The 20,511-nt window shown below is 71.1% G+C and carries 19 protein-coding genes; 14 read left to right on the top strand and 5 right to left on the bottom strand.

Annotated features, from left to right (window positions below; genetic code table 11):
- Positions 1 to 57: 57 nt before the first annotated feature.
- From VR894_RS04090 to VR894_RS04130, 9 genes are all read left to right on the top strand, one after another.
- Positions 58 to 948, top strand: coding sequence for a dihydrodipicolinate synthase family protein (locus tag VR894_RS04090; RefSeq protein ID WP_324650066.1), 891 nt, complete (start codon positions 58 to 60; stop codon positions 946 to 948).
- Entirely contained in the window at positions 936 to 1,427 is a 492-nt protein-coding gene (locus tag VR894_RS04095) for a tripartite tricarboxylate transporter TctB family protein (protein WP_324650067.1), read from the top strand. The genes VR894_RS04090 and VR894_RS04095 overlap by 13 nt, the downstream gene beginning before the upstream one ends.
- Positions 1,424 to 2,935: a tripartite tricarboxylate transporter permease gene (locus VR894_RS04100; protein WP_324650068.1), complete on the top strand. Its 1,512-nt coding sequence runs from the start codon at positions 1,424 to 1,426 to the stop codon at positions 2,933 to 2,935. Before VR894_RS04095 ends, VR894_RS04100 begins: the two co-directional genes overlap by 4 nt.
- Before the next feature lie 49 nt (positions 2,936 to 2,984).
- Complete coding sequence (locus VR894_RS04105; protein WP_324650069.1) at positions 2,985 to 4,688, top strand: dihydroxyacetone kinase family protein; 1,704 nt, start codon at positions 2,985 to 2,987, stop codon at positions 4,686 to 4,688.
- A gap of 77 nt (positions 4,689 to 4,765) precedes the next feature.
- The gene (locus VR894_RS04110) at positions 4,766 to 5,827 is read left to right on the top strand and encodes an autoinducer 2 ABC transporter substrate-binding protein (RefSeq protein WP_324650070.1); all 1,062 of its coding nucleotides are present in this window, start codon (positions 4,766 to 4,768) and stop codon (positions 5,825 to 5,827) included.
- On the top strand, positions 5,817 to 7,349 hold the full coding sequence (locus tag VR894_RS04115; RefSeq protein ID WP_324650071.1) for a sugar ABC transporter ATP-binding protein: 1,533 nt from the start codon (positions 5,817 to 5,819) through the stop codon (positions 7,347 to 7,349). The genes VR894_RS04110 and VR894_RS04115 overlap by 11 nt, the downstream gene beginning before the upstream one ends.
- Positions 7,346 to 8,347, top strand: coding sequence for an ABC transporter permease (locus tag VR894_RS04120; protein WP_324650072.1), 1,002 nt, complete (start codon positions 7,346 to 7,348; stop codon positions 8,345 to 8,347). The genes VR894_RS04115 and VR894_RS04120 overlap by 4 nt, the downstream gene beginning before the upstream one ends.
- Positions 8,347 to 9,408, top strand: a complete 1,062-nt coding sequence (locus tag VR894_RS04125) for an ABC transporter permease (RefSeq protein WP_324650073.1) — start codon at positions 8,347 to 8,349, stop codon at positions 9,406 to 9,408. The genes VR894_RS04120 and VR894_RS04125 overlap by 1 nt, the downstream gene beginning before the upstream one ends.
- Before the next feature lie 134 nt (positions 9,409 to 9,542).
- Positions 9,543 to 10,430 carry an NAD(P)-dependent oxidoreductase gene (locus VR894_RS04130; protein ID WP_324650074.1) on the top strand — a complete coding sequence of 296 codons (888 nt, stop codon included), beginning with the start codon at positions 9,543 to 9,545 and terminating at the stop codon, positions 10,428 to 10,430.
- Positions 10,431 to 10,570: 140 nt separating this feature from the next.
- On the opposite strand, the gene VR894_RS04135 is transcribed toward VR894_RS04130, so the two are convergent.
- Entirely contained in the window at positions 10,571 to 11,431 is an 861-nt protein-coding gene (locus tag VR894_RS04135; RefSeq protein WP_324650075.1) for an HAD family hydrolase, read from the bottom strand.
- A gap of 215 nt (positions 11,432 to 11,646) precedes the next feature.
- Here VR894_RS04135 and VR894_RS04140 point away from each other — a divergent pair, with 215 nt between their 5' ends.
- Genes VR894_RS04140 through VR894_RS04150 form a run of 3 tightly spaced genes read left to right on the top strand, consistent with a single transcriptional unit; the run spans position 11,647 to position 14,023 of the window.
- Positions 11,647 to 12,471 (top strand): ABC transporter ATP-binding protein, encoded by an 825-nt coding sequence (locus VR894_RS04140; RefSeq protein ID WP_324650076.1) that lies wholly within the window; start codon positions 11,647 to 11,649, stop codon positions 12,469 to 12,471.
- The gene (locus VR894_RS04145; RefSeq protein WP_324650077.1) at positions 12,468 to 13,232 is read left to right on the top strand and encodes an ABC transporter permease; all 765 of its coding nucleotides are present in this window, start codon (positions 12,468 to 12,470) and stop codon (positions 13,230 to 13,232) included. The genes VR894_RS04140 and VR894_RS04145 overlap by 4 nt, the downstream gene beginning before the upstream one ends.
- 14 nt (positions 13,233 to 13,246) lie before the next feature.
- Entirely contained in the window at positions 13,247 to 14,023 is a 777-nt protein-coding gene (locus VR894_RS04150; protein WP_324650078.1) for a MerR family transcriptional regulator, read from the top strand.
- A 12-nt stretch (positions 14,024 to 14,035) separates the two neighbouring features.
- Here VR894_RS04150 and VR894_RS04155 read toward each other — a convergent pair whose 3' ends face one another.
- Positions 14,036 to 15,202: a MalY/PatB family protein gene (locus tag VR894_RS04155; RefSeq protein WP_324650079.1), complete on the bottom strand. Its 1,167-nt coding sequence runs from the start codon at positions 15,200 to 15,202 to the stop codon at positions 14,036 to 14,038.
- Between the two features lie 164 nt (positions 15,203 to 15,366).
- Entirely contained in the window at positions 15,367 to 17,109 is a 1,743-nt protein-coding gene (locus VR894_RS04160) for a glycoside hydrolase family 15 protein (protein WP_416380811.1), read from the bottom strand.
- A 504-nt stretch (positions 17,110 to 17,613) separates the two neighbouring features.
- Between VR894_RS04160 and VR894_RS04165 the strand changes: the two genes are divergently transcribed.
- Positions 17,614 to 18,228, top strand: coding sequence for a dihydrofolate reductase family protein (locus tag VR894_RS04165; protein WP_324650081.1), 615 nt, complete (start codon positions 17,614 to 17,616; stop codon positions 18,226 to 18,228).
- Between the two features lie 18 nt (positions 18,229 to 18,246).
- On the opposite strand, the gene VR894_RS04170 is transcribed toward VR894_RS04165, so the two are convergent.
- Together VR894_RS04170 and VR894_RS04175 are read right to left on the bottom strand one after the other, a co-directional pair.
- A complete protein-coding gene (locus VR894_RS04170) occupies positions 18,247 to 18,630 on the bottom strand; it encodes a VOC family protein (protein WP_324650082.1) in 384 nt (127 codons plus the stop codon).
- Between the two features lie 94 nt (positions 18,631 to 18,724).
- Entirely contained in the window at positions 18,725 to 19,567 is an 843-nt protein-coding gene (locus VR894_RS04175; protein WP_324650083.1) for an alpha/beta hydrolase, read from the bottom strand.
- Positions 19,568 to 20,309: 742 nt separating this feature from the next.
- Between VR894_RS04175 and VR894_RS04180 the strand changes: the two genes are divergently transcribed.
- A complete protein-coding gene (locus VR894_RS04180) occupies positions 20,310 to 20,462 on the top strand; it encodes a hypothetical protein (protein ID WP_324650084.1) in 153 nt (50 codons plus the stop codon).
- The last annotated feature ends 49 nt before the right edge of the window (positions 20,463 to 20,511 follow it).

Genomic DNA, 20,511 nt, shown 5'->3' on the forward strand with positions numbered 1-20,511 from the left:
CGGCGCCGCCGCCCCCGCACCACCCCCTTCGACCACCCACACCTGAGGAAGACCACCGTGCCCGAGAACGCCACCCCCGCCAGCCGACCCGAGCTCGTCACCGCGGTCCCGACCCCCTTCACCGCCGACGGCGCGCTGGACCTCGCCGGGACTCGCGTGCTCTTCGAGCGGCTGGCCGAGGAGCCCATCGACGGTGCCTTCGTCGCCGGCACCACGGGCGAGTTCACCACCCTGGACGACGGGGAGCGGATGGCGGTCATCGAGGCCGGCATCGCCGCCTTCGGCCCCGAGCGCGCCTACGTCCACGTCGGTGCCGCGTACCCGCGCCAGGCCGTGCAACTGACGACCGACGCCGTGGCGGCCGGGGCCCGGAAGGTCGCCGCCATCACCCCGTACTACTTCCCCGCTCCCGTCGAGGCGACGGTCGACTACTTCCGCCAGGTGGTGGAGGCGGCCGGCGATGCGGAGGTGTACGCCTACCTCTTCACCGCACGCACGACGACGGAGTTCCCCTGGGACAAGCTCCCGCTGCTGGCCGACGTCGGCGTCACGGGAGTGAAGATCAGCGGCGAGACCGACGAGTCGGTCGCCAGGTACCTCTCGTACGCGCCGCAGGACTTCGTCGTCCTGTCCGGCAACGACATCGCCTTCGCCGACTTCATCGACGACGGCGGGGCGGGCATCATCTCCGGAGTCTCCTCCGTGTTCCCCCAGCCCTTCGTCCGGCTGCGCGACGCGATCGCCGCCGGCGACGGCGAGACCGTGCAGAGCGCGCGCGAGGACATCGTGCGAGCCGTGCAGCTGGTCCGCGCCGGCAGCATCGCCCACCTCAAGGCCGGACTCGAGCTCCGTGGCCTGCCCGCCGGGCCGGTGCGCGCGAGCGTCGAGGACATCCCGGAGGCCGACCGCACGGCCATCGCTCGAGAGCTGGAACGATGGGCCAGCTAGACGCGACCCAGCAGGCGCCGGTCCCACCGGCCAGCTCCTCGCGCGCCTTCGAGGCGGTCGTCGCCGCGATCGCCGTGGTGGCGAGCGTCGTCGTCCTCCTGCTGTCACGCGGGATCGAGTCGAGGGTCGACTCCGGCGGGCTGTCCCCGGACTGGTGGCCCCTGGTGCTCGGCGGGACGGGCCTCGCCCTGTCGCTCGCCCTCCTCGTCGTCGCCCTCGTCCGGCCGACCCGCGAGCGGGACGGCGTGGACGCCGCGACGCGTGAGGGGTGGATCCGGGCAGGCCTCGCGATCATCCTCTCGGTCATCTTCATCGAGGTCTGGGCGGCCATCGGCTTCGTCATCCCGGCGGTGGTCTACCTCGCGGTCCTCGCGCTGCTCTTCGGCGTGCGGAGCGTCAAGCTCCTCGTGCTGTTCCCCCTCGGCGTCACGGCGCTGATCTACGTGATGTTCGACCTACTGTTGCGAGTGCCGCTGTGACCACCATCCTCGAAGGGCTCAGCGCCTTCACCGACATCGCCTTCTGGGGCTTCATGCTGCTCGGCATGGTCCTCGGCCTGCTCGTCGGGTTCTTCCCCGGCGTCACCATGACGATGGCCGTGGCGCTCGCGAGCGGCTTCACCCTCACGCTCCCCGCTGAGCAGGGCCTGGCCGTGCTGCTGACCATCTACGTCGCCGGACAGTTCGGGGACCGGATCCCGGCGATCCTCATCAACACCCCGGGCACCCCGGCCTCCATCGCGACGACGCTCGACGGCTACCCCATGGCCAAGAACGGGCAGGCGGGCCTCGCGCTCGTCGTGTCGGGCATCGGCACGGCCGTCGGCATCCTCGCGAGCATGGTGCTGTTCGTGCTCATCGCCCAGCCGATCGCCTCCTTCGCGCTGCGCTTCGGCCCGGCCGAGATGTTCGCCCTCGTGCTGTTCGGCCTCACGGTGATGATCAGCATCGCCTCCAAGTCGCTGCTCAAGGGCCTGCTGGCAGGAGTGCTGGGGCTGCTGCTCGCCGTCGTCGGCCGCGACCCCATCACCGGTGACCAGCGCTTCACCTTCGGGATCAACGAGCTCACCTCCGGCGTCGAGTTCATCGCCGTCATCATCGGCCTCTTCGGCATCGCCGAGGTCCTGGACCAGATCCTCACCCACCGCAAGAGCACCGTCCGGCCGATCTCGAGCCTCGGGCGCTGGTGGCCCACCAAGGGGGAGCTGCGCGAAGCGGGCCGGGGCGGGGCGATCGGTGGCGCCATCGGGCTGGGCGTGGGGATCGTGCCGGCCGCCGGCGGGGACATCGCCGGCCTCATCGGCTGGGACCGGGCGCGGTCGGCATCCAAGACCCCGGAGAAGTTCGGCACCGGCTACGTCGGCGGCGTGGCGGCGTCGGACACGGCGTCGAGCGCCACCCTCGGAGGTTCGCTGACGACGACCATGGCGCTGGGCATCCCCGGCGACTCGGTCATGGCCGTGATGATCGGGTCGATGATCGTCTGGGGCATCCAGCCGGGCCCGTCGCTCTTCACCGACCGTCCCGACATGGTGGTGCTCATCGCCGCCATCATGGTCGTGGCCACGCTCATCACGACCGCGGTCAGCCTCGTCCGCACCCGCGGGATGGTGCGCCTGCTCGACATGAAGCCCGAGTACCTCTGGGCCATCATCCTCATCTTCTGCATGGTGGGGACCTACGCGACGAGCAACAACGTGTTCACCGTGGTGACGATGATGGTGTCCGGAGTCGTGGGCCTGGGCCTCAAGCGCGCGGGCATCCCCGCCGGTCCGGTGGTCCTCGGGCTGCTGCTCGGGCCGCTGGCGGAGGCGAACCTGCGCCGCGCCCTGGTCATCGGCGGGTCCGGTGAGCTGGTGTCGAGCTGGATCTCCATCGTCCTGCTGGCCCTGACCGCACTCGTCCTCGGCGGCACGTTCCTGCGCCGGTTCCGCACGCCGAAGGCCGCGGTGGCGGCGACGTCACGAGACGAGGTTTCCCCGAACTGATGCACGCGAGACACGACAGAGCGAGACACGACAAAGGAGTGGTAGAGCCGTGAAGAAGATCATCAACGACCCGGCCGACTTCGTCGACGAGGTCGTCGACGGGCTGCTGTTGGCACATCCCGACGAGCTGCGTGCCGCTTCGGCGGACCGGCGCGCCCTCGTCCGCACCGACGCCGGCACCGGGGGGAAGGTCGGCATCGTCACCGGTGGCGGGTCGGGCCACATGCCGTTCTTCCTCGGGTACGTCGGGCGTGGCCTCGCCTCGGGCGTGGCCGTCGGGAACGTCTTCTCCTCGCCCTCGGCGGAGCAGATCCACGCCGCGACGGTGGCCAGCGACGACGGCGCGGGCGTGCTGTACCTCTACGGCAACTACGGGGGAGACGTCTACAACTTCGACGTCGCCGCCGACCTCGCCGCCGCCGACGGCATCCGCACGACGACGGTCCTCGGCACCGACGACATCCTCTCCGCACCGACCGAGCGCGCCGAGACCCGCCGCGGCGTCGCCGGCCTGATCTTCGCCTACAAGACCGCGGGAGCCGCCGCCGACCGCGGGGACGACCTCGCCACGGTCACCGAGATCGCCCAGCGGACGGTCGACCGCACCCGGACGATGGGCGTGGGCCTGTCGCCCACGATCCTCCCCGCGGCGGGTGAGCCGACCTTCACCCTCGCCGAGGGGGAGATGGAGATCGGGATCGGCATCCACGGGGAGCCCGGCTCCCACCGCGGGCCGCTGGAGACCGCCGACGAGATCACCGACCGGTTCATCGCGGAGCTCACCAAGGAGCTGGACCTCACCGAGGGCAGCAGGGTGGCCCTCCTCGTCAACGGCCTGGGCTCCACGCCGCTCGAGGAGCTCTACCTCATCTACCGCCGGACCCACCAGCTGCTCGCCGAGCGGGGCGTGACCATCCACCGCCGGTACATCGGCGAGTACGCGACGAGCCTGGAGATGGCCGGCGCCTCGCTGTCCGTCCTCGTCCTCGACGACGAGCTCACCGAGCTCATCGACGCCCCGGCCCGCTCGCCCTTCTTCACCCAGGGCGCCGTCGAGCCGCTCACCGAGATCCCCGCCAAGCAGGCACCCGTCGTGCGGTCCGCTGCGACCGAGACGGGCGAGGTACGCACCGTCGCCGAGCCCGGCCGGCTGCGCGAGATCGTCCTGGCAGTGACCGACCGCCTGCCCGCGCACGCCGACGAGCTGCGTGAGCTGGACGCCGCCCTCGGCGACGGCGACCTCGGGATCACCGTGAGCTCCGGGGCTCGCGCGGTCCGTGAGGCGGTCTCCACCCTGCCGCAGGACGCCCACCCGAGCGAGGTGCTCAAGTCCGCGGGGGTGGCCTTCGCGAGCGCGAACCCCTCGACCTACGCCGCCCTCGTCGGCGGTGGCCTGGTCGCCGCCGCGACGTCGGTGGCCGACGCCGAGCGGTTCACGGCGGACGAGCTGGCCACAGCGCTGGCCGCCTTCCAGCAGCGCATCATGGAGCGGGGCGGGGCCCAGGTCGGTGACAAGACTGTCGTCGACGTCATCGCGCCGGTCGCCGACCTGGTGAGCGAGCGTCGCGCCGAGCCCGCCGGTGACCTCGCGAGCGCCGCCGTCCAGACGGCCGACACCGCCGTCGCCGACGGCGCCGGGAAGCTCTCCCAGCGGGGTCGAGCGAGCTGGGTCGGGGAGCGCAGCGCCGGCCACAACGACCCCGGCTCGGTCGCCTTCCTCCGGCTCCTCGAGGAGATCGCCAAGGAGTTCTGACCACCTCCACGTCCACCCTGTCGCCGGGGTCCGCCTCGGCGACCGATCATCACCACCACACCGAAACGGGAGAAGCAATGACCGCTACCACCTCCAAGCGCCGCCTCACCGCCCTTGTCGCGACGGCCGCCCTTGCGCCCCTCGCGCTCGCCGCGTGCGGGTCCCTCGACGAGGACACCGGCGCGGACACCGCCACCGACGCCGCGACCGGCGGCGGCGAGGCCGGTGGCGACCACACCATCGTCACCGTCCCCAAGCTCACCGGCATCTCCTGGTTCACCCGCCTGGGCGAGGGCACCGACCGGTACGCCGAGGAGACCGGCGTGGACGCCTACATGCAGGGATCGGGGCAGGCCGACGCCAACGCTCAGGTCCGCGTCATCGAGGACCTCCTCGCCTCCGACGTCGACGCCCTCGCCGTCGTGCCCTTCCAGCCCGACGCCGTCGAGCAGGTCCTGGGCCGCGCGATGGACGAGGACGTCGTCGTCATCACCCACGAGGCACCCGAGATCGAGAACGCCGACTGGGACCTCGAGGCCTTCCGCAACGAGGACTACGGCGTCAACCTCATGGAGCAGCTCGCCACCCGCATGGACGGCGAGGGCCAGTACGCCGTCATGGTCGGCTCCCTGAGCTCCGCCACCCACATGGCGTGGGTCAACGCGGCGGTGGAGTACCAGGAGGAGAACTACCCCGACATGGAGATGGTCGGGGACTTCGTCGAGACCTCCGACGACTCCCAGATCGCCTACGAGCGCATGCAGGAGCTGCTCTCCGCCTACCCGGACCTCAAGGGGGTCCAGGGCTCCGCGTCCACCGATGTCGTCGGCGTGGGTCAGGCCGTCGAGGAGGCCGGGCTGGAGGACGAGATCGCCGTCGTCGGTACCAGCACCCCGAACGACGCCCGGGCCGGACTCGAGACCGGGGCGATCGACCTCATCACCTTCTGGGACCCCGCCGACGCCGCCTACGCGATGAACGTGCTGGCCAAGGCCATCCTCGATGGTGAGGAGGTCACCGACGGCATGAGCCTCGAGGCCCCCGGCTACGAGACCATCTCGATCGACGGCAAGGTCATCTACGGTGACGAGGCGTGGATCGAGGTCGACCTCGAGAACGCCGATGACTATGACTTCTGACGGACCGATCACCGGGGCGCCGCTTCGCGAGCGCGGCGCCCCGCCCGCCGTCGCCGTCCGCGACGTCCGCAAGGAGTACGGGAAGGTCGTCGCGCTCGACGGCGTCGAGCTCACCATCCGCAAGGGCACCGTGCACGCCCTCGTCGGCGAGAACGGCTCCGGCAAGTCGACGCTGACGAAGATCATCGCCGGCGTCGAGCAGCCGACCTCCGGGACGGTGTCGATCGACGGCGAGTCGCTGCCCACGATCGACCCCCGCGTCTCCATCGCGCACGGCGTCCGCGTGATCTACCAGGACCTCGCACTGTTCCCGAACATGACCGTGGCGGAGAACCTCTCCTTCTCCGGCGGCGACCCCCAGCTGCGGCTCATCCGTCGCCGCGAGGTCCGCGAGCACGCCGAGAAGGCGCTCGCCGGGCTCGGGCTCGACATCGACCCCAACACCCGGCTCGGTGACCTCTCCACGGCCGAGCGCCAGCTCGTCGCGATCGCCCGGACGGTCTCCTCCGACGGCCGGATCGTCCTCATGGACGAGCCGACCGCGGCGCTCACCCAGGACGAGATCGACAGCCTGCTGGAGACCATCCGGTCGCTCAGCGCGCAGGGGCTCACCTTCCTGTTCATCTCGCACAAGCTGCGTGAGGTGGTGTCGATCGCCGACGACGTCACGGTGATCCGCGACGGCCAGATCGTCGCCACCGGGCCGTCGGAGGACTACGACCAGGCGCGGATCACCGAGCTGATGACCGGGGGAGTGGTGGAGAACCTCCGCCGCGCCAAGCCACCGGCGAGCACCGACGAGCCCGTCGTCCAGGTCCGCGACCTCACCCTGAAGGCCAGCTTCCGCAACATCGACCTCGACCTCTACGCCGGACGGGTCGTGGGACTGGCCGGGCTGGTCGGGTCCGGGCGCATCGAGATCGGGCTGGCGGTCGCCGGACTGGTCACCCCGGAGAAGGGGGAGATCCGGTACCGGGGGGAGGTCGCGACGAACCTGCGCGACAACCCCCGCCTGCAGTACGTGCCGGACGACCGGCTCACCGAGGGCCTCTTCCTCGACTGGTCGATCGCCGACAACATCGCGGCCAACGACCTCGACGAGGTGCTCGGCACGGCCGGGACGGTCTCGACGGACAAGATCGTCGAGCTCGGGACCACGTGGCGGGACTCGCTGCGCATCAAGGCCCCCGACGTCCGCAACCCGGCGTCCTCCCTCTCCGGCGGGAACCAGCAGCGCGTCCTGCTCGCCCGGGCCCTGGCGCCCAGACCGGACGTCATCGTGCTGAACAACCCGACCGTCGGCGTGGACATCGGCTCGCGTGCCGAGATCCACGACGTCGTGCGGGACATCGCGGGTGAGGGGACCGCCGTGCTCGTCATCTCCGACGAGCCCGCCGAGCTGCTGAGCGTCTGCGACGAGATCGTCTTCGTCCACGACGGGCAGGTCACCGCCCGGCACGGCGCGGAGGAGCTCGACGAAGAGGCCCTGGTCGACATCATCAGTAGAGGAGGCGAGTCGTGATCCAACGGCTCCGTAGTAGCCGCGAGGCACTGCTCGCGGCTGTCGTCGTCGCGGTGGCAGTGGTGTTCGGGCTCATGGCGCCGGAGTTCTTCTCCCTGGCGCACATGTTCGGCATCGCCCGCAGCGCCGTGGTCATCGGGCTCATGGCGCTGGGCCTGCTCGTCGTGCTCATTACCGGGGGGATCGACATCTCGGTGTCGGCGACCGCCGTCGCCTCGATGTACATCAGCACGGTGGTCCTGCTCGAGCTGGACTACCAGGGCCCGTTCGTCGTGGCGGCCGTGCTCGCCTGCCTCCTCGGGGCGCTGTTCGGCATGGTCAACGCGGTGCTCGTGTCCAAGCTCAAGCTGCCCTCGCTCATCGTCACCCTCGGCACGCTGACGCTGTTCCGCGGGGGCCTGCTGGCCTTCGTGGGCACCGAGCGCGTCCGCGTGCTGCCGGCGCAGATGAGCGAGTTCTCGCAGAGCCAGCTCGTCACCGTGACCTCCGCGGGGCGCCAGGCGTCGCTGCACGTGGCCGTGCTCATCCTCGTGGTCCTCGCCGTGGCGCTGGCCTGGGCGCTGCGGTCGACGGGCTGGGGCCGCAACCTCTACGCCATCGGTGACAACGAGGAGGCAGCCACCCGGCTCGGTGTACCGGCGAGCCGGGTGCGCTTCAGCGCCTTCGTGCTGGCCGGGACCCTCGCCGGTCTCGCGGGCATCCTCAGCGGCTCACTCAACCGGGCGGCCGACCCGTTCACGCTCGTCGGCTTGGAGATGGAGGTGCTGGCCGCCGTCGTCCTCGGTGGTGCGGCGGTTACCGGTGGCCGGGGCTCGGTCCTGGGCACCATGCTCGGCGTCCTGCTCATCACCATGGTGGGCGCCAGCCTCGTGCTGGTCGGGATCCCCTCCGCCTGGAGGCAGGCCTTCGTCGGCCTGTTCCTGCTCCTCGGCGTCGGGATACCGGCGATTCGAGCGAGACGAACTGAACGCGCGCGCGGAGTGGTGGTGTCGGCCTGATGGATGCACGTCTCGGAAGCAGGGCGCACATCATCGCCCTCATCGGCCTCGTCGTCGGTCTGTTCATCGTCATGACGATGCTGGCCCCCAACACCTTCCCGACCGGCCGCAACATCGCCTCGATGGCCAACCAGATGGCCCCCATCGGGCTGCTCGCGCTGTGTATCGCGCTCACCTTCCTCGTCGGTGGGATCGACCTGTCGATCGTCGCCGTCGCCAACGCGGCGGCCATCGCGGCCGCGGCCACCATGGGGGCCCTCGAGCCGAACCTCGGGGCGGGCGGCGCCACGGTGGTCGGTGTGGTCGCGGCGCTCGCCGTCGGCCTCGTCGCCGGCCTCGTCAACGGGTCGCTCGTGGCCTACCTGCGGGTGCACCCGATCCCGATCACGCTGGGCACCCTCGCCCTGTTCACCGGGGTCGCGACCGGGATCACCGGCGGGAGCACGGTCTACGGCACGGAGAGCCTGAACTTCCTCGGGTCCGGCACGCTTGCCGGCATCCCCGTGTCGTTCCTCCTGTTCGCCCTGGTCGTCGCAGCCCTGGCGTTCATCACGTTGCGGACGCGGTTCGGGTTCCGGCTCTACTCGGTCGGCGCCTCGGAGAAGGTCAGCCGTTTCGCGCGGATCGACGTCGAGCGGGTGCAGATCACCACCTACGTCCTCAGCGGGCTGCTCGCCGCCACCGCCGGGCTGGTGATGTTCGCGAGCACCAACGCGGCGAACGTGTCCTTCGGTTCCTCCTACCTCATCCAGGCGATCCTCGTGGCGGTCCTCACCGGCATCGACACCAACGGTGGGCGCGGGCGGATCGTCCTCGTCCTGCTCTCGGTGGCCGCCATGCAGCAGGTCCAGACCGGCATCAACATGGCGCTGGGCCGCTGGGGCGGGGCGAACTTCGCCGCCGAGTTCGGGTGGGGCGTGCTGCTCATCGTCGTGCTCGGCCTGAGCCAGCGGCTCGGGGACGGCAGCCGGAGCAGCGGCTGGCGGTTCTGGCGGAAGGACACCCCGCAAGCAGAGGCGGAGCCCTCCGGCGTCGAACCGGAGCGGTCCACGACCGGGTAGCTGCGCGAGGTCGCGCCGGCCGGATGGGACCGCGGGCGGGCGCGACCGAGGCACGCACGCCGTCCCGGGTTTCATCGAGAACAACGGACGCCGACGCAGCCGGACGGCTGCGTGGCCGGAGGAAGGAAACGACGATGGCAGATGTGGCATTCATCGGTCTCGGGACCATGGGCAGCGGGATGGTGCGCAACCTCCTGAGAGCGGGCCATGCGGTCCGGGTCCACAACCGGGATGCGACCAAGGCGGAGCCGCTCGTGGCGGAGGGGGCCTCCGCGGCGTCATCGATCGCTGATGCGGTCGACGGTGCCGAGTTCGTCATGTACTGCCTCAGCGACGACGACGCCGTGACGGCCGTCGCGCTCGGACCGGGTGGGGTCGCGGAGTCCGTCGCCCCGGGAACGACCGTCCTCGACCTGTCGACGATCAGCCCGGAGCTCGGTCTGCGGGAGCGCGAGGCGTACGAGGCCCGAGGCATCGACTTCCTCGACGCGCCCGTGTTCGGGACACGCGGCGAAGCCGCTCACGGTGGGCTGTGGATCGTCGTCGGTGGGGACGAGGCGGTCTACGAGCGTGCCCTGACCGTCCTCGAGCCGATCGCGGAGACGACCCACTACATGGGCCCGGGCGGTTCCGGGCACCGCATGAAGCTCGTGGGCAACCTCCTGGTCGGGTCGCAGATCCGGGCGATCGGTGACGCGCTGGTCCTCGCCGCCAAGAGTGGACTGGACCCCGCGAAGGTCCTGGAGGTCGCCGCCGTCACCGACTTCCGCACGCCCATCTATGCCGGCGTGGGCGCCCGCAGCCTGGCCGGGGACCATGCTCCCGACTTCGCGCTCAAGCTCCTCCTCAAGGATCTCGGTCTGATCAAGGCCCAGGCCGACGCCACCGGCGTGCAGCCGGCCGGTCTGGACACGACCACGGCCCTCGTCCGCGAAGGTGTCGACCGCGGGTACGGGGACCTGAACGCGTCCGCTCTGGTGCAGGTCATCGCCGAGCGCGCCGGGGTGCAGCTGGCTCCCTGATTCCTGCGCGGGCGGGGTAGTGCGCGCCCGAGACGTCAGTCTGACTCACGAGATGAGTCAGACTGACGTCTCGCGAGACCACTCCCTCCTGCTCCGACGGCCCGACGCAGGGGCGTCCGGGACGCGTCAGACTGCACACCTCACCTCAGCATGGGACGCGGCGCGAGGAGCGTCTCCAGGACCTGGGCGACGCCGTCCTCCTGGACGGGCGGAGCGAGGTACTGCGCCGCGGCCAGCGCCTCGCCGTGCCCGCCGTGCATGGCGAAGCTGTGGCCCGCCCAGCGCAGCATCTCCACGTCGTTGGGCATGTCCCCGAAGGCGACGGCGTCGGCCCGGTCGATGTTCCGGGCGCGCGCGTACGCCGCGAGCGTCGAGGCCTTGGTGACACCGTGCGGGCCGAGCTCGAGGAGCGGTCGCCCGACGCCGGAGCGGGTCACGCTCACGACGTGCCCGGCCTCCCCCCGCCCTGTCTCCAGCATCTCGTCGGGGTCGGACGCCGGGCTGAGCACCATGATCTTGATGATGTCCTCGCCGTCAACGAGCTCCTCGGTCGACCGGACCAACGTCACCGGTGGTCCTGTCGGTGTGAGGCCTTCGCGGGGGGCGCTCGTCCGTGCCCGTTCGAAGCCGGGGCCGATGCGCAGGTCCCCGGGGGTCTCCACCGCGAACGCGGCGTCCGGCAGCGCCGCGGTGAACCGGTCGATGGCCTCCGACACGCGCTCCGGCGATATCGCGCTGATCTCGATCGGCTCCAGGCTCTGGGCGTCGACGACGATCGCGCCGTTGGCGGCGATGACGGGGCCGGTCAGTCCGGTCGCCTCGACGACGGGTGGGAGCCAGCGCGGTGGCCGCCCGGTGACCATCACCACGTCCACGCCGCGCTCGGTGTACTGCTGCAGCGCCGCGCGGGTGCGGGCGCTCACGGTGCCCCCGTGGGGCAGGATCGTGCCGTCGATGTCGGTGGCGACCAGACGGGGCACGAACTCAGGCCAGGGCTTCACGAAACTCCTTGCTCAACAAGAGTGGATGCTGCCTCCACGCTACGCGGCCCGGTCGAGGCCGTGCCGCGAGGTGACGGGGACAGCCGGGGAGGCGACCCCGACCGGCCGCCCGACAATGACGCTTGACCTTGACGCAAGGTCAACCCCTCACCCTGATGCCCAGCACCTTCCGCGACAGGCGCGGAGGCCACTGCACCAGGGAAGGGAGATCCACCATGACCGCCGAACAGACCCTCGGCACAGCGATCCGGGTGAGGGGGATCGAGAAGTCGTTCGGGGACGTGCACGTGCTGCGCGGCGTCGACTTCGACGTCGAGCGGGGCAGCGTGTTCGCGCTGCTCGGCTCGAACGGAGCCGGCAAGACCACGCTCGTGCGCATCCTGTCGACACTGCTCATCGCCGACGCGGGCACCGCGACGGTGCACGGGTACGACGTCGTCTCCGCGCCCGGGGACGTGCGTGAGTCGATCAGCCTGACCGGCCAGTTCACGGCCGTCGACGACGTGCTCACCGGCCGGGAGAACCTCGTGCTCGTCGCCAGGTTGCGGCACCTGCCGGCACCGGAGGCGATCGCCGACGACCTGCTCGCCCGGTTCTCGCTGACCGACGCCGGCGGCCGCAGGGCGGGGACGTACTCCGGTGGCATGCGCCGCCGGCTCGACATCGCCATGAGCCTCATCGGCGACCCGCCGGTGATCTTCCTCGACGAGCCGACCACCGGGCTGGACCCCCAGTCGCGGATCGAGGTGTGGCAGACGGTGAGGCAGCTCGCCCGAGGCGGCACAACCGTTCTGCTGACCACGCAGTACCTCGACGAGGCCGAGCAGCTCGCCGACCAGATCGCGATCCTCCACCGGGGCACGATCATCGTCGACGGCACCCTCGCCGAGCTCAAGCAGCTCCTCCCACCCGCCGAGGTCGAGTACGTCGAGAAGCAGCCCTCGCTGGAGGACGTCTTCCTCTCACTCGTCGGCAACGACGACGCAGCCCACAGCAACGACCGCGCCGACCGGCCGGTTTCAGGAAGGGAAGCACGATGACCGCGCACGTTCTCACCGACACCGCCACTCTGACCAACCGCTCGCTGCGCCACATCGTGCGCAGCCCCGACACGATCATCACCACCGCCGTCACGCCGATCGCACTGCTGCTCCTGTTCGTCTACGTGCTGGGCGGGGCGATCAACACCGGCTCCGGCGTCTCCTACGTCACCTACCTGCTGCCCGGCATCCTGCTCATCACGGTCGCCTCGGGCGTCGCGTACACCGCCTACCGGTTGTTCCTCGACCTGCAGGGCGGGATCTTCGAGCGCTTCCAGTCCATGCCGATCGCGAGGTCGAGCGTGCTGTGGGCGCACGTGCTCACCTCGCTCGTCGCGAACCTCATCTCCGTCGGCGTCGTCACGGGCGTCGCGTTCCTCATGGGGTTCCGCAGCGGTGCATCCTTAGCGGCGTGGCTCGCGGTGGTCGGCATCATCACGCTGTTCACACTCGCCCTGACCTGGATCGCGGTGGTCGTCGGCCTGTCGGCCCGGTCCGTCGACGGTGCGAGCGCCTTCAGCTACCCGCTGATCTTCCTGCCCTTCATCAGCTCGGCGTTCGTGCCCACCGAGACGATGCCCGGCGCCGTCGCGTGGTTCGCCGAGAACCAGCCCGTCACCGCCGTCGTCGACACCGTCCGCGGGCTGCTCGCCCAGGAACCCGTCGGTACCGACATCGTCGTCGCGCTCGCGTGGCTCGTCGGGATCGTCGTCGTCGCCCACGTCGGCGCGATCGCGGTCTACCGCCGCAGGACCTCCTGAGGCAGGCTGAGGTCATGCTCACCATCGGTCAGCTCGCCGCGCACGCGGGGGTGACGGTGCGGGCCGTGCGCCACTACCACCGGATCGGGCTGCTGCCGGAGCCCGACCGTGACCGCTCGGGCTACCGGACGTACAACGCCGACGCCGTCGTGCGACTGATCCGGATCCACGTCCTCGCGGGCGCCGGCGTGCCGCTGGCCCGGGTGCAGGAGCTCCTCGAGGCGAGCCCCGAGGAGTTCGCCGCCGCAGTTCAGGAGATCGACAAGAAGCTGCGCGCAGAGGTCCGGCGGCTGCAGGCCACGCGTGAGCGGCTGGCCCGGCTCTCCGCCGGCGAGCACCTGGCCCTGCCGGACAGCGTGCTGGGCTATCTCGACCGGCTGCGCGGCCTCGGTGTCGAGGAGCGGTACCTCGACCTGGAGCGCGACGCCTGGATCATCATCGCGGCCCAGGCACCCGACGACGTCGACCAGATCATCGCCAAGAAGCACGAGGAGCTCGACGACCCCGAGATGGTCCGGCTCTACGGGCTGGTGAGCCAGGCGATCGACTGGGACCCCGACGACCCGCGGATCGTCGAGGTCGTCGACATCTTCGAACGGCTCTTCATCCGCGCCGTGGAAGCGGGCGAGCTGGACAACGACCCCTTCGACGACCCGCTCGCCGAGCTGCTCGACGCGACCACGGCCAACTCCTCACCGGTCGCCAGGCGGATCATCGCGCTCCTCGAGGAGCGCGGATGGAAGGGCTGGACGCGCATCGAGCGGGTGCCCGCCGAGCGGCTCGGGAGGTAGCGGTCCGCCGCCCTATGCCGCGCGTCGCCTGACGACGGCCTCGCGCATCTGCTCGAGCGCCCGGCGCAGGATGGGCCTCGGCATGGCGAAGATGAGGCGGGCGAAGCCCTCGCCCGCCTCACCGCAGTGGGTGCCGTCGGTGAGCGCGACCCCGGCCTCGCGGCGGAAGAACTGCGCCGGCCCGCCGGGGAGGTCGAGCTCGCGGCAGTCGAGCCAGGCGATGTAGGTGCCTTCGACGGGGCTGAGCCCGAGGGCCGGGATGTCGGCGACCATCTCGGTGAGCAGGTCCCGGTTGCCGCGCAGGTAGTCGACGACGTCCCCGAGCCAGTCCTGGCTCTCGTCGTAGGCGGCGACGGCGGCCCGGCCGCCCAGGAGGCCGACCGTGTCCCCGGCGTCGGCCGCGTACGGGGCGAAGGCTGCGACGTCGTCGTCGTTGGACAGGACCATCTGCCCGCACTTGAGGCCGGGGATGTTCCAGCCCTTGGAGGCGGCGACCGCGGTGATCGTGTGGCCGGCGGTGCGGGCGTCGAGGGCGGCGTAGGGGAGGTGGGGGACGTCGTCGAGGACGAGCGGGGCGTGGATCTCGTCGGCGAAGACCCGGCCGCCGTGCCGGTCCACGACGTCGGCGACGGCGCTGAGCTCCTCGCGGCTGAGCACACGGCCGACGGGGTTCCACGGGTTGCACAGCACGAGGAGGCCGGCGCCCGCGGCGAAGGCGGCGTCGATGGCGTCGAGGTCCAGGTGGTAGCGGCCGTCGTCGTCCAGGAGCGAGGGCACCTCGACGACCTCGCGGTCGACGGCGGGCACGACCGTGAGGAAGGGCATGTAGGCCGGCGTGGGCACGATGACGGGGGAGCCGGGCGGGGTGAAGCGCTGGATCGCGATGCGCATCGCGGACAGCACGTCGGGCAGGAGGTGGACGTTGTCCTGCGGGACGTGCCAGTCGAAGCTGCGGCCCAGCCACTGCGCGGTCGCGCGCCTGGCCTCGGCGCGGTCGGCACCGGGGAGGTAGCCCATCGCCTGGGTGTCCGCGGCCCGGCGCACCACCTCCGCGACCGCCGGGGGGACGCCGAAGTCCATCTCGGCGATGAACGCGCCGATCGCGTCGGGGAACATCGTCCACTTGGTGCTGCCCGCGGCGCGGAGCTGGTCGACGGTGATCGCGTCGAGGTGGTGCACTGAAATCCTCCAGGCTCGGCAGTCCCTTGGTCGGGGTGATGTCCAGACGTTATCCCGGGATGTCGCCGGCGTCCGGCGTCGGCTCGGGGACGTCCGTGACGGCCAGAGATCCGGCCTGTCCCGGCGTGACGGTGACGGCGCGCAGGTCTGCCTCCCGGATGTCCTCAGGTGCTTGCAGCGGTGGCCGGGCGGGTGCCGCTGAGGTGGCGGGCGCTGTTGACGAGGCCCACGTGGCTGAACGCCTGCGGGGTGTTGCCGACCTGGCGGCGGTGGCGGGGGTCGTACTCCTCGCTGAGTAGGCCGACGTCGTTGCGCAGGGCGAGGAGGCGCTCGAAGTGTGACAGGGCCTCCTCGTACCGGCCGATTCCGCTGAGGGCGTCGACCAGCCAGAAGCTGCACGCGAGGAACGCTCCCTCGATCCCGGGCAGCCCGTCGACACCGCCGTCGGCATCTGGCCGGTAGCGCAGGACGAAGCCGTCCTCGACGAGCTCGCGCTGGACGGCATCGACCGTGCCGCTCACTCGAGGGTCGTCCCACGGCAGGAAGCCGACCTGAGGGATGAGGAGGAGTGCAGCGTCGAGGCCCTGCGAGCCGTAGAACTGCGTGAACGTCCGCCGGTCGGCGTCGTAGCCGTACTCGCAGACCTCGGCATGGATCTGCGACCGCAGCAGCCTCCAGCGGTCGACCGGGCCCTCGAGACCGAACCGTTCGACCGCCTGGACGGCGCGATCCATTCCGGCCCACGCCATCACCTTGGAGTGGACGAAGTCACGGCGCGGGCCGCGCACCTCCCACAGGCCGTTGTCCGGGTCCTGCCAGTGACCCTCGAGGTACTCCAGCAGGGCCAGCTGCAGGTCCCACGCGTCTCCGACCGTCGCCAGCCCGGCGCCGCGGGCGACATGGAGCCCGTCAAGGACTTCGCCCCACACGTCGAGCTGCAGCTGACCGGCCGCAGCGTTGCCGATCCGCACCGGCGACGCGCCCTCGTACCCGGGGAGCCAGTCGAGCTCGAGCTCGGAGAGTCGCCGGGTGCCGTCGATCGCGTACATGATCTGGAGGTCGGAAGGGTCCCCGGCGACGGCGCGCAGCAGCCAGTCCCGCCAGGCCGCAGCCTCGGCGACGAAACCGGTACCCAGCAGCGCCTGGAGGGTGAAGGTCGCATCACGCAGCCAGCAGTACCGGTAGTCCCAGTTGCGCACCCCACCCAGCGACTCGGGCAGGGACGTAGTGGCCGCCGCGACGATGCCACCGGTGGGCTGGTAGGTCAGCGCCTTGAGCGTGATGAGCGACCGGCGGACGGCCTCGTCCCACTCCCCGTCGTAGTGCAGCTGGGACATCCACGTCTTCCAGAAGGCGTCAGTGCTCTCGAGCACGTGCGTGCCGACCTTGCGTGACGGCGCTGGCTCGTGTGAAGGGTGGTGGGTGAGGACGAAGGGCACGCGCTCGCCGGCGCTCACCTCGAACTCCGCCACGGTGGTGAAGTCCTGCCCCTGGAGCCGAGCCGGGGTGTCGAGCCACACGGAGTCCGGCCCGGCGATTGCCGAGAGGCGACCGCCCTCTCGCTTGACCCACGGGACGATGTGGCCGTAGTCGAAGCGCAGGCGCAGCTCCATCTGCATCGGTACCCGACCGGACACGCCCTCCACGATCCGGACGACGTCCGCTGCGCCGTCCCGGGGCGGCATGGCGTCCGAGACCCGCACAGTGCCCTCCGGGGTGTCCCACTCCGTCTCCAGGACGAGGGAGCCCTCGCGGTACCGCCGACGTGTGCAGCTCCCGCCGCTACGCGGAGCGATCCGCCAGAAGCCGGCTCCTTCGTCACCAAGAAGCGCCGCGAAACACGCGGCGGAGTCGAACCGCGGCAGGCAGAGCCAGTCGATGGAACCGTTGCGGCCCACGAGAGCCATGGTGTGCAAGTCCCCGATGACGGCGTAGTCCTCGATGCGCTGCCCCACGACCTCTCCTACCCGCCGGTGGTGCGGATTGTGCCCGTTGTTGGTTTTCCGGCCAGCGGGTCGACGCCCGGAGCGCGTGCCGGTTGCTCGCGCGGAGCACGGTCAATCTCTATACCCGGCGGCGGTGGGGCGCGAGTGAGGAGACGGAGTCGCGCCCGGTGCGCTCTCGCGCCCCGACCGAAGCTGCGGCCCAGCCACCGGGCGGTCGCGCGCTCGTACATCCGCTGACCACCGAGCCCTGGGGCGTGACCCGGTTCTTCGTCCGCGCTCCTGACGGCACCGTCCGGAACATCGTCCAGCACTGGGAGTAGCACTGAGGCCGTGGGCCACGGGGAGGCCGCTCCGGCGAAGTACGGGACGAACCTCAGCATGGCGCCGAGTGCCAGCTCCGACGGCAGCCAATCACTCTTGACGGCGGCCCGATCAGTTCCGACGGCCGGCCGGGTCTGCCCCCGTATGACCCGGATCATCGCCGACATCTCGATGTCCCTCGACGGCTACGTCACCGGCCCCGACCCCGGCCCGAACAACGGCCTTGGCACCGGCGGCGACGCCCTGCACACGTGGGCGTTCTCCGACGATCCCGATGACCTACGGGTCCTGCGTGAGGGGACCGCCCGCTCGGGCGCCGTCGTGCTCGGACGCCGCCTCTTCGACGTCGTCGACGGACCCGGCGGCTGGGACGACACCGTGGGCTACGGGGCCGGGGAGGTCGGCGCCCCGCCCTTCGTCGTCGTGACGGGCTCGCCGCCGACGACGGTCCGCCTCACCGCCCTCGACTGGACGTTCGTCAGCACCGGCCTCGCCGACGCGGTCGCCGCGGCACGGGGGCGTGCCGAGGCGGCATCGCGGGAGAGGGGCGAGGACCTCGACGTCGTCCTCATGGGCGGCGGCGCGACCATCGGGTCGGCCCTCGCGGCGCGGCTGGTCGAGGTGCTGTCGCTCCACCTGGCGCCGGTGATCCTCGGTGCCGGGACGCCGCTGTTCACCGACGGGGCACCCCGGGCGCTGGTGCAACGGAGCGTCACGGCCACGACGACGGCCACCCACCTCGTGTACGACGTCGGCTGACAGGGGTGCGGGCCGGGCTCACGGGTGGTGGAACGGCTCCGGCTCGGGCGGCAGGACCGTGCTCATGACGCAGAACTCGTTCCCGTCGGGATCTGCCATGACCACCCAGCTCGCGCCGTCCGGGCTACCCACACGAACCGCCCCGAGGGCCTGGAGCCGCTCGACCTCCTCGTCACGCGTCGTGCCCACGGTCGGGCAGATGTCGAGGTGGAGCCGGTTCTTGTGGCGTTTGACGTCGGTGGACGCCAGGAAGAGGAGCGTGGGGGCCGACGGATGGCCCGCGACCGCCACTCCCGTCTCGTCGGCGTCGGTGATCCGGTAACCGAGCGCGGCGGCCCAGAAGGTCGCAGCCGCGCGCGGGTCGCGGGAGTCGACGACGATCTCGCCGATGCGGGCCACCATGGCTGGAGTATCCAGCCACCGGCGGCCACCGTCGAGACCGGCGACGCGCGCTTGCGCACCCTCCCGGCCACCCCGACGCCGGGACCACGGCCTCTCAGCTCAGCGTCGCCATCGCCTCGGCGACCTCGTCGGCAGCGGCCGCGGGCATCGCGGTGGCGGCGTCCTCGAGGACGAGCAGCCGCGCACCGGGGATCTCGCGGGCGATCGCCTCGCCGTTGCCGACGGGGAAGAACCGGTCCCGGCGACCGTGGACGACGAGCGTGGGGATGTCGATCTCGGGCAGCCGCTCGCGCCAGCGGGGCCTGCAGTCCAGGTTCGCGAACACCATGCCCAGCTGGTTGGCCATCTGGGTCTCGGGTTCGGTGCCGGGTGTGCGGTCCCAGATGCGAGCGGCCGACGCGCGGGCAGCGGCCGGGTCGTCGCCGAGGATCTCGGCGTTGGTGGCGGCGAACTCGGCCACCGCCCGCCGATCGGTCCAGTCGGGCATGGGACGGGAGAACAGGCGCTCCATCGTCGCGCCGTCGTGGTCCGGGAGGTCGGTGTCCGGCCTGCCGGGCGCGACAGCGCGAGTGCCGACCAGGGTGAGCGCGGAGAAGGCGCCGGGATGGTCGAGCGCCGCGACCTGGGCGACCATCCCGCCGACGCCGATCCCGCCGAGGTGAGCGGGCGCGCCGTCGAGCGCCTCGACGAGCGCAGCCGCGTCAACGGCAAGGTCCCGCAAGGTGTACCGAGGGTTCGCCGGGTCCGTCGTCGTCGACTCTCCGCTGTCCCGCAGGTCGTAGCGCACCACGCGTCGTCCGCTCGCAGCCAGGCGCTCGCAGAGCGCGTCCGGCCACGAGAGCATCGTCGTCCCGCCCGCGAGGAGCACCAGTGGAGCGCCGTCGTCGCCGAAGGACTCGATGCCGAGAGTGACCCCGTTGGCCTCGATGGTGACCACGGGTCAGCTCCCGAGGGCGGCGACGAGCGCCCGGTCGGAGCGGTCGACGACCTCGGCCGGTGTCCGCGTCATGACTGTGTCTCCATCGTCGTGTTCCCCTGCCGTCTCGGGTCCCTTGCGGTGTCGCCCATTCAGACCCGACGACGGCCCGGAACTCATCGGGCGTGCTCGGACCGCCCCTGGTTGCCGTCCCCCTCCCCTTCGCCGAGAGCGGAGTTATGTCGAGCGCGCCAGTGCGCACGATCGAGCCGGCGGCCTGACGGCGGTGTGATGCCAGGTGGCGGACGAGGGAACTGTCAAGAACGACCAGTGATGGTCGCCGGTAAAGGCGGGGCACGCGACGGGATGACGGCTCTTGCGTGGTGCACGACCCAGGGTTCCCTTTCCGGCGAAAGCTGGACTGCGTGCAGCTGACGACTGCAGACAACAATCCCGCTCTCGGCGGACGAGGGGCGGGGGTGCGGGGGCGGGGGACTGGACACACTCCCGCTCTCGCCGGGAGAGAGGCGGGGCGCGGGGGCGGTTTCGACACAATCCTGCTCTCGGCGGGAGAGAGGCGGGGCGCGGGGGCGGGGGTTTGCAACAAACCCGCTGTCGGCGAATGGGGAGCGGGACGGGGGGTTTGCAACAATCCCGCTGTCGGCGAAAAGGGTGGGGGCCGCGGAATTGGTCGGTGCGGAAACGTATGACATGCTTCGGGGGATCGGCATCGGGCGGTGCCGATCTTGGAGGGAGGGGCCCCATGGGCACCCAGCAGGAACTCAACGTTGAGATCACGACGACGTCGTCGCGCAAGAAGTCATGGCGCGACACCCTCGCCGCTGACTACGAGATCCAGCAGGCACGTCTGCGGATCCTCTTCGAGGACGCGAATGACCAGGAAGAGTTCCTCTAGGTCCGAGCCTTCGGCACCTCTTCAGCTCGCGCACGACCAGGACTACCGT

Origin of the sequence: Georgenia sp. H159, assembly GCF_035607575.1 — a bacterium.
GTDB lineage: Bacteria > Actinomycetota > Actinomycetes > Actinomycetales > Actinomycetaceae > Oceanitalea.

What these genes read in the sequence shown, in the direction of transcription:
- VR894_RS04095 (WP_324650067.1), top strand. Translation starts at nt 936, where the DNA reads ATGGGCCAGCTAGACGCGACCCAGCAGGCGCCGGTCCCACCGGCCAGC.
- VR894_RS04110 (WP_324650070.1), top strand. Translation starts at nt 4,766, where the DNA reads ATGACCGCTACCACCTCCAAGCGCCGCCTCACCGCCCTTGTCGCGACG.
- VR894_RS04115 (WP_324650071.1), top strand. Translation starts at nt 5,817, where the DNA reads ATGACTTCTGACGGACCGATCACCGGGGCGCCGCTTCGCGAGCGCGGC.
- VR894_RS04125 (WP_324650073.1), top strand. Translation starts at nt 8,347, where the DNA reads ATGGATGCACGTCTCGGAAGCAGGGCGCACATCATCGCCCTCATCGGC.
- VR894_RS04130 (WP_324650074.1), top strand. Translation starts at nt 9,543, where the DNA reads ATGGCAGATGTGGCATTCATCGGTCTCGGGACCATGGGCAGCGGGATG.
- VR894_RS04140 (WP_324650076.1), top strand. Translation starts at nt 11,647, where the DNA reads ATGACCGCCGAACAGACCCTCGGCACAGCGATCCGGGTGAGGGGGATC.
- VR894_RS04145 (WP_324650077.1), top strand. Translation starts at nt 12,468, where the DNA reads ATGACCGCGCACGTTCTCACCGACACCGCCACTCTGACCAACCGCTCG.
- VR894_RS04150 (WP_324650078.1), top strand. Translation starts at nt 13,247, where the DNA reads ATGCTCACCATCGGTCAGCTCGCCGCGCACGCGGGGGTGACGGTGCGG.
- VR894_RS04160 (WP_416380811.1), bottom strand. Translation starts at nt 17,109, where the DNA reads ATGGCTCTCGTGGGCCGCAACGGTTCCATCGACTGGCTCTGCCTGCCG.
- VR894_RS04165 (WP_324650081.1), top strand. Translation starts at nt 17,614, where the DNA reads ATGACCCGGATCATCGCCGACATCTCGATGTCCCTCGACGGCTACGTC.
- VR894_RS04170 (WP_324650082.1), bottom strand. Translation starts at nt 18,630, where the DNA reads ATGGTGGCCCGCATCGGCGAGATCGTCGTCGACTCCCGCGACCCGCGC.
- VR894_RS04180 (WP_324650084.1), top strand. Translation starts at nt 20,310, where the DNA reads ATGGGCACCCAGCAGGAACTCAACGTTGAGATCACGACGACGTCGTCG.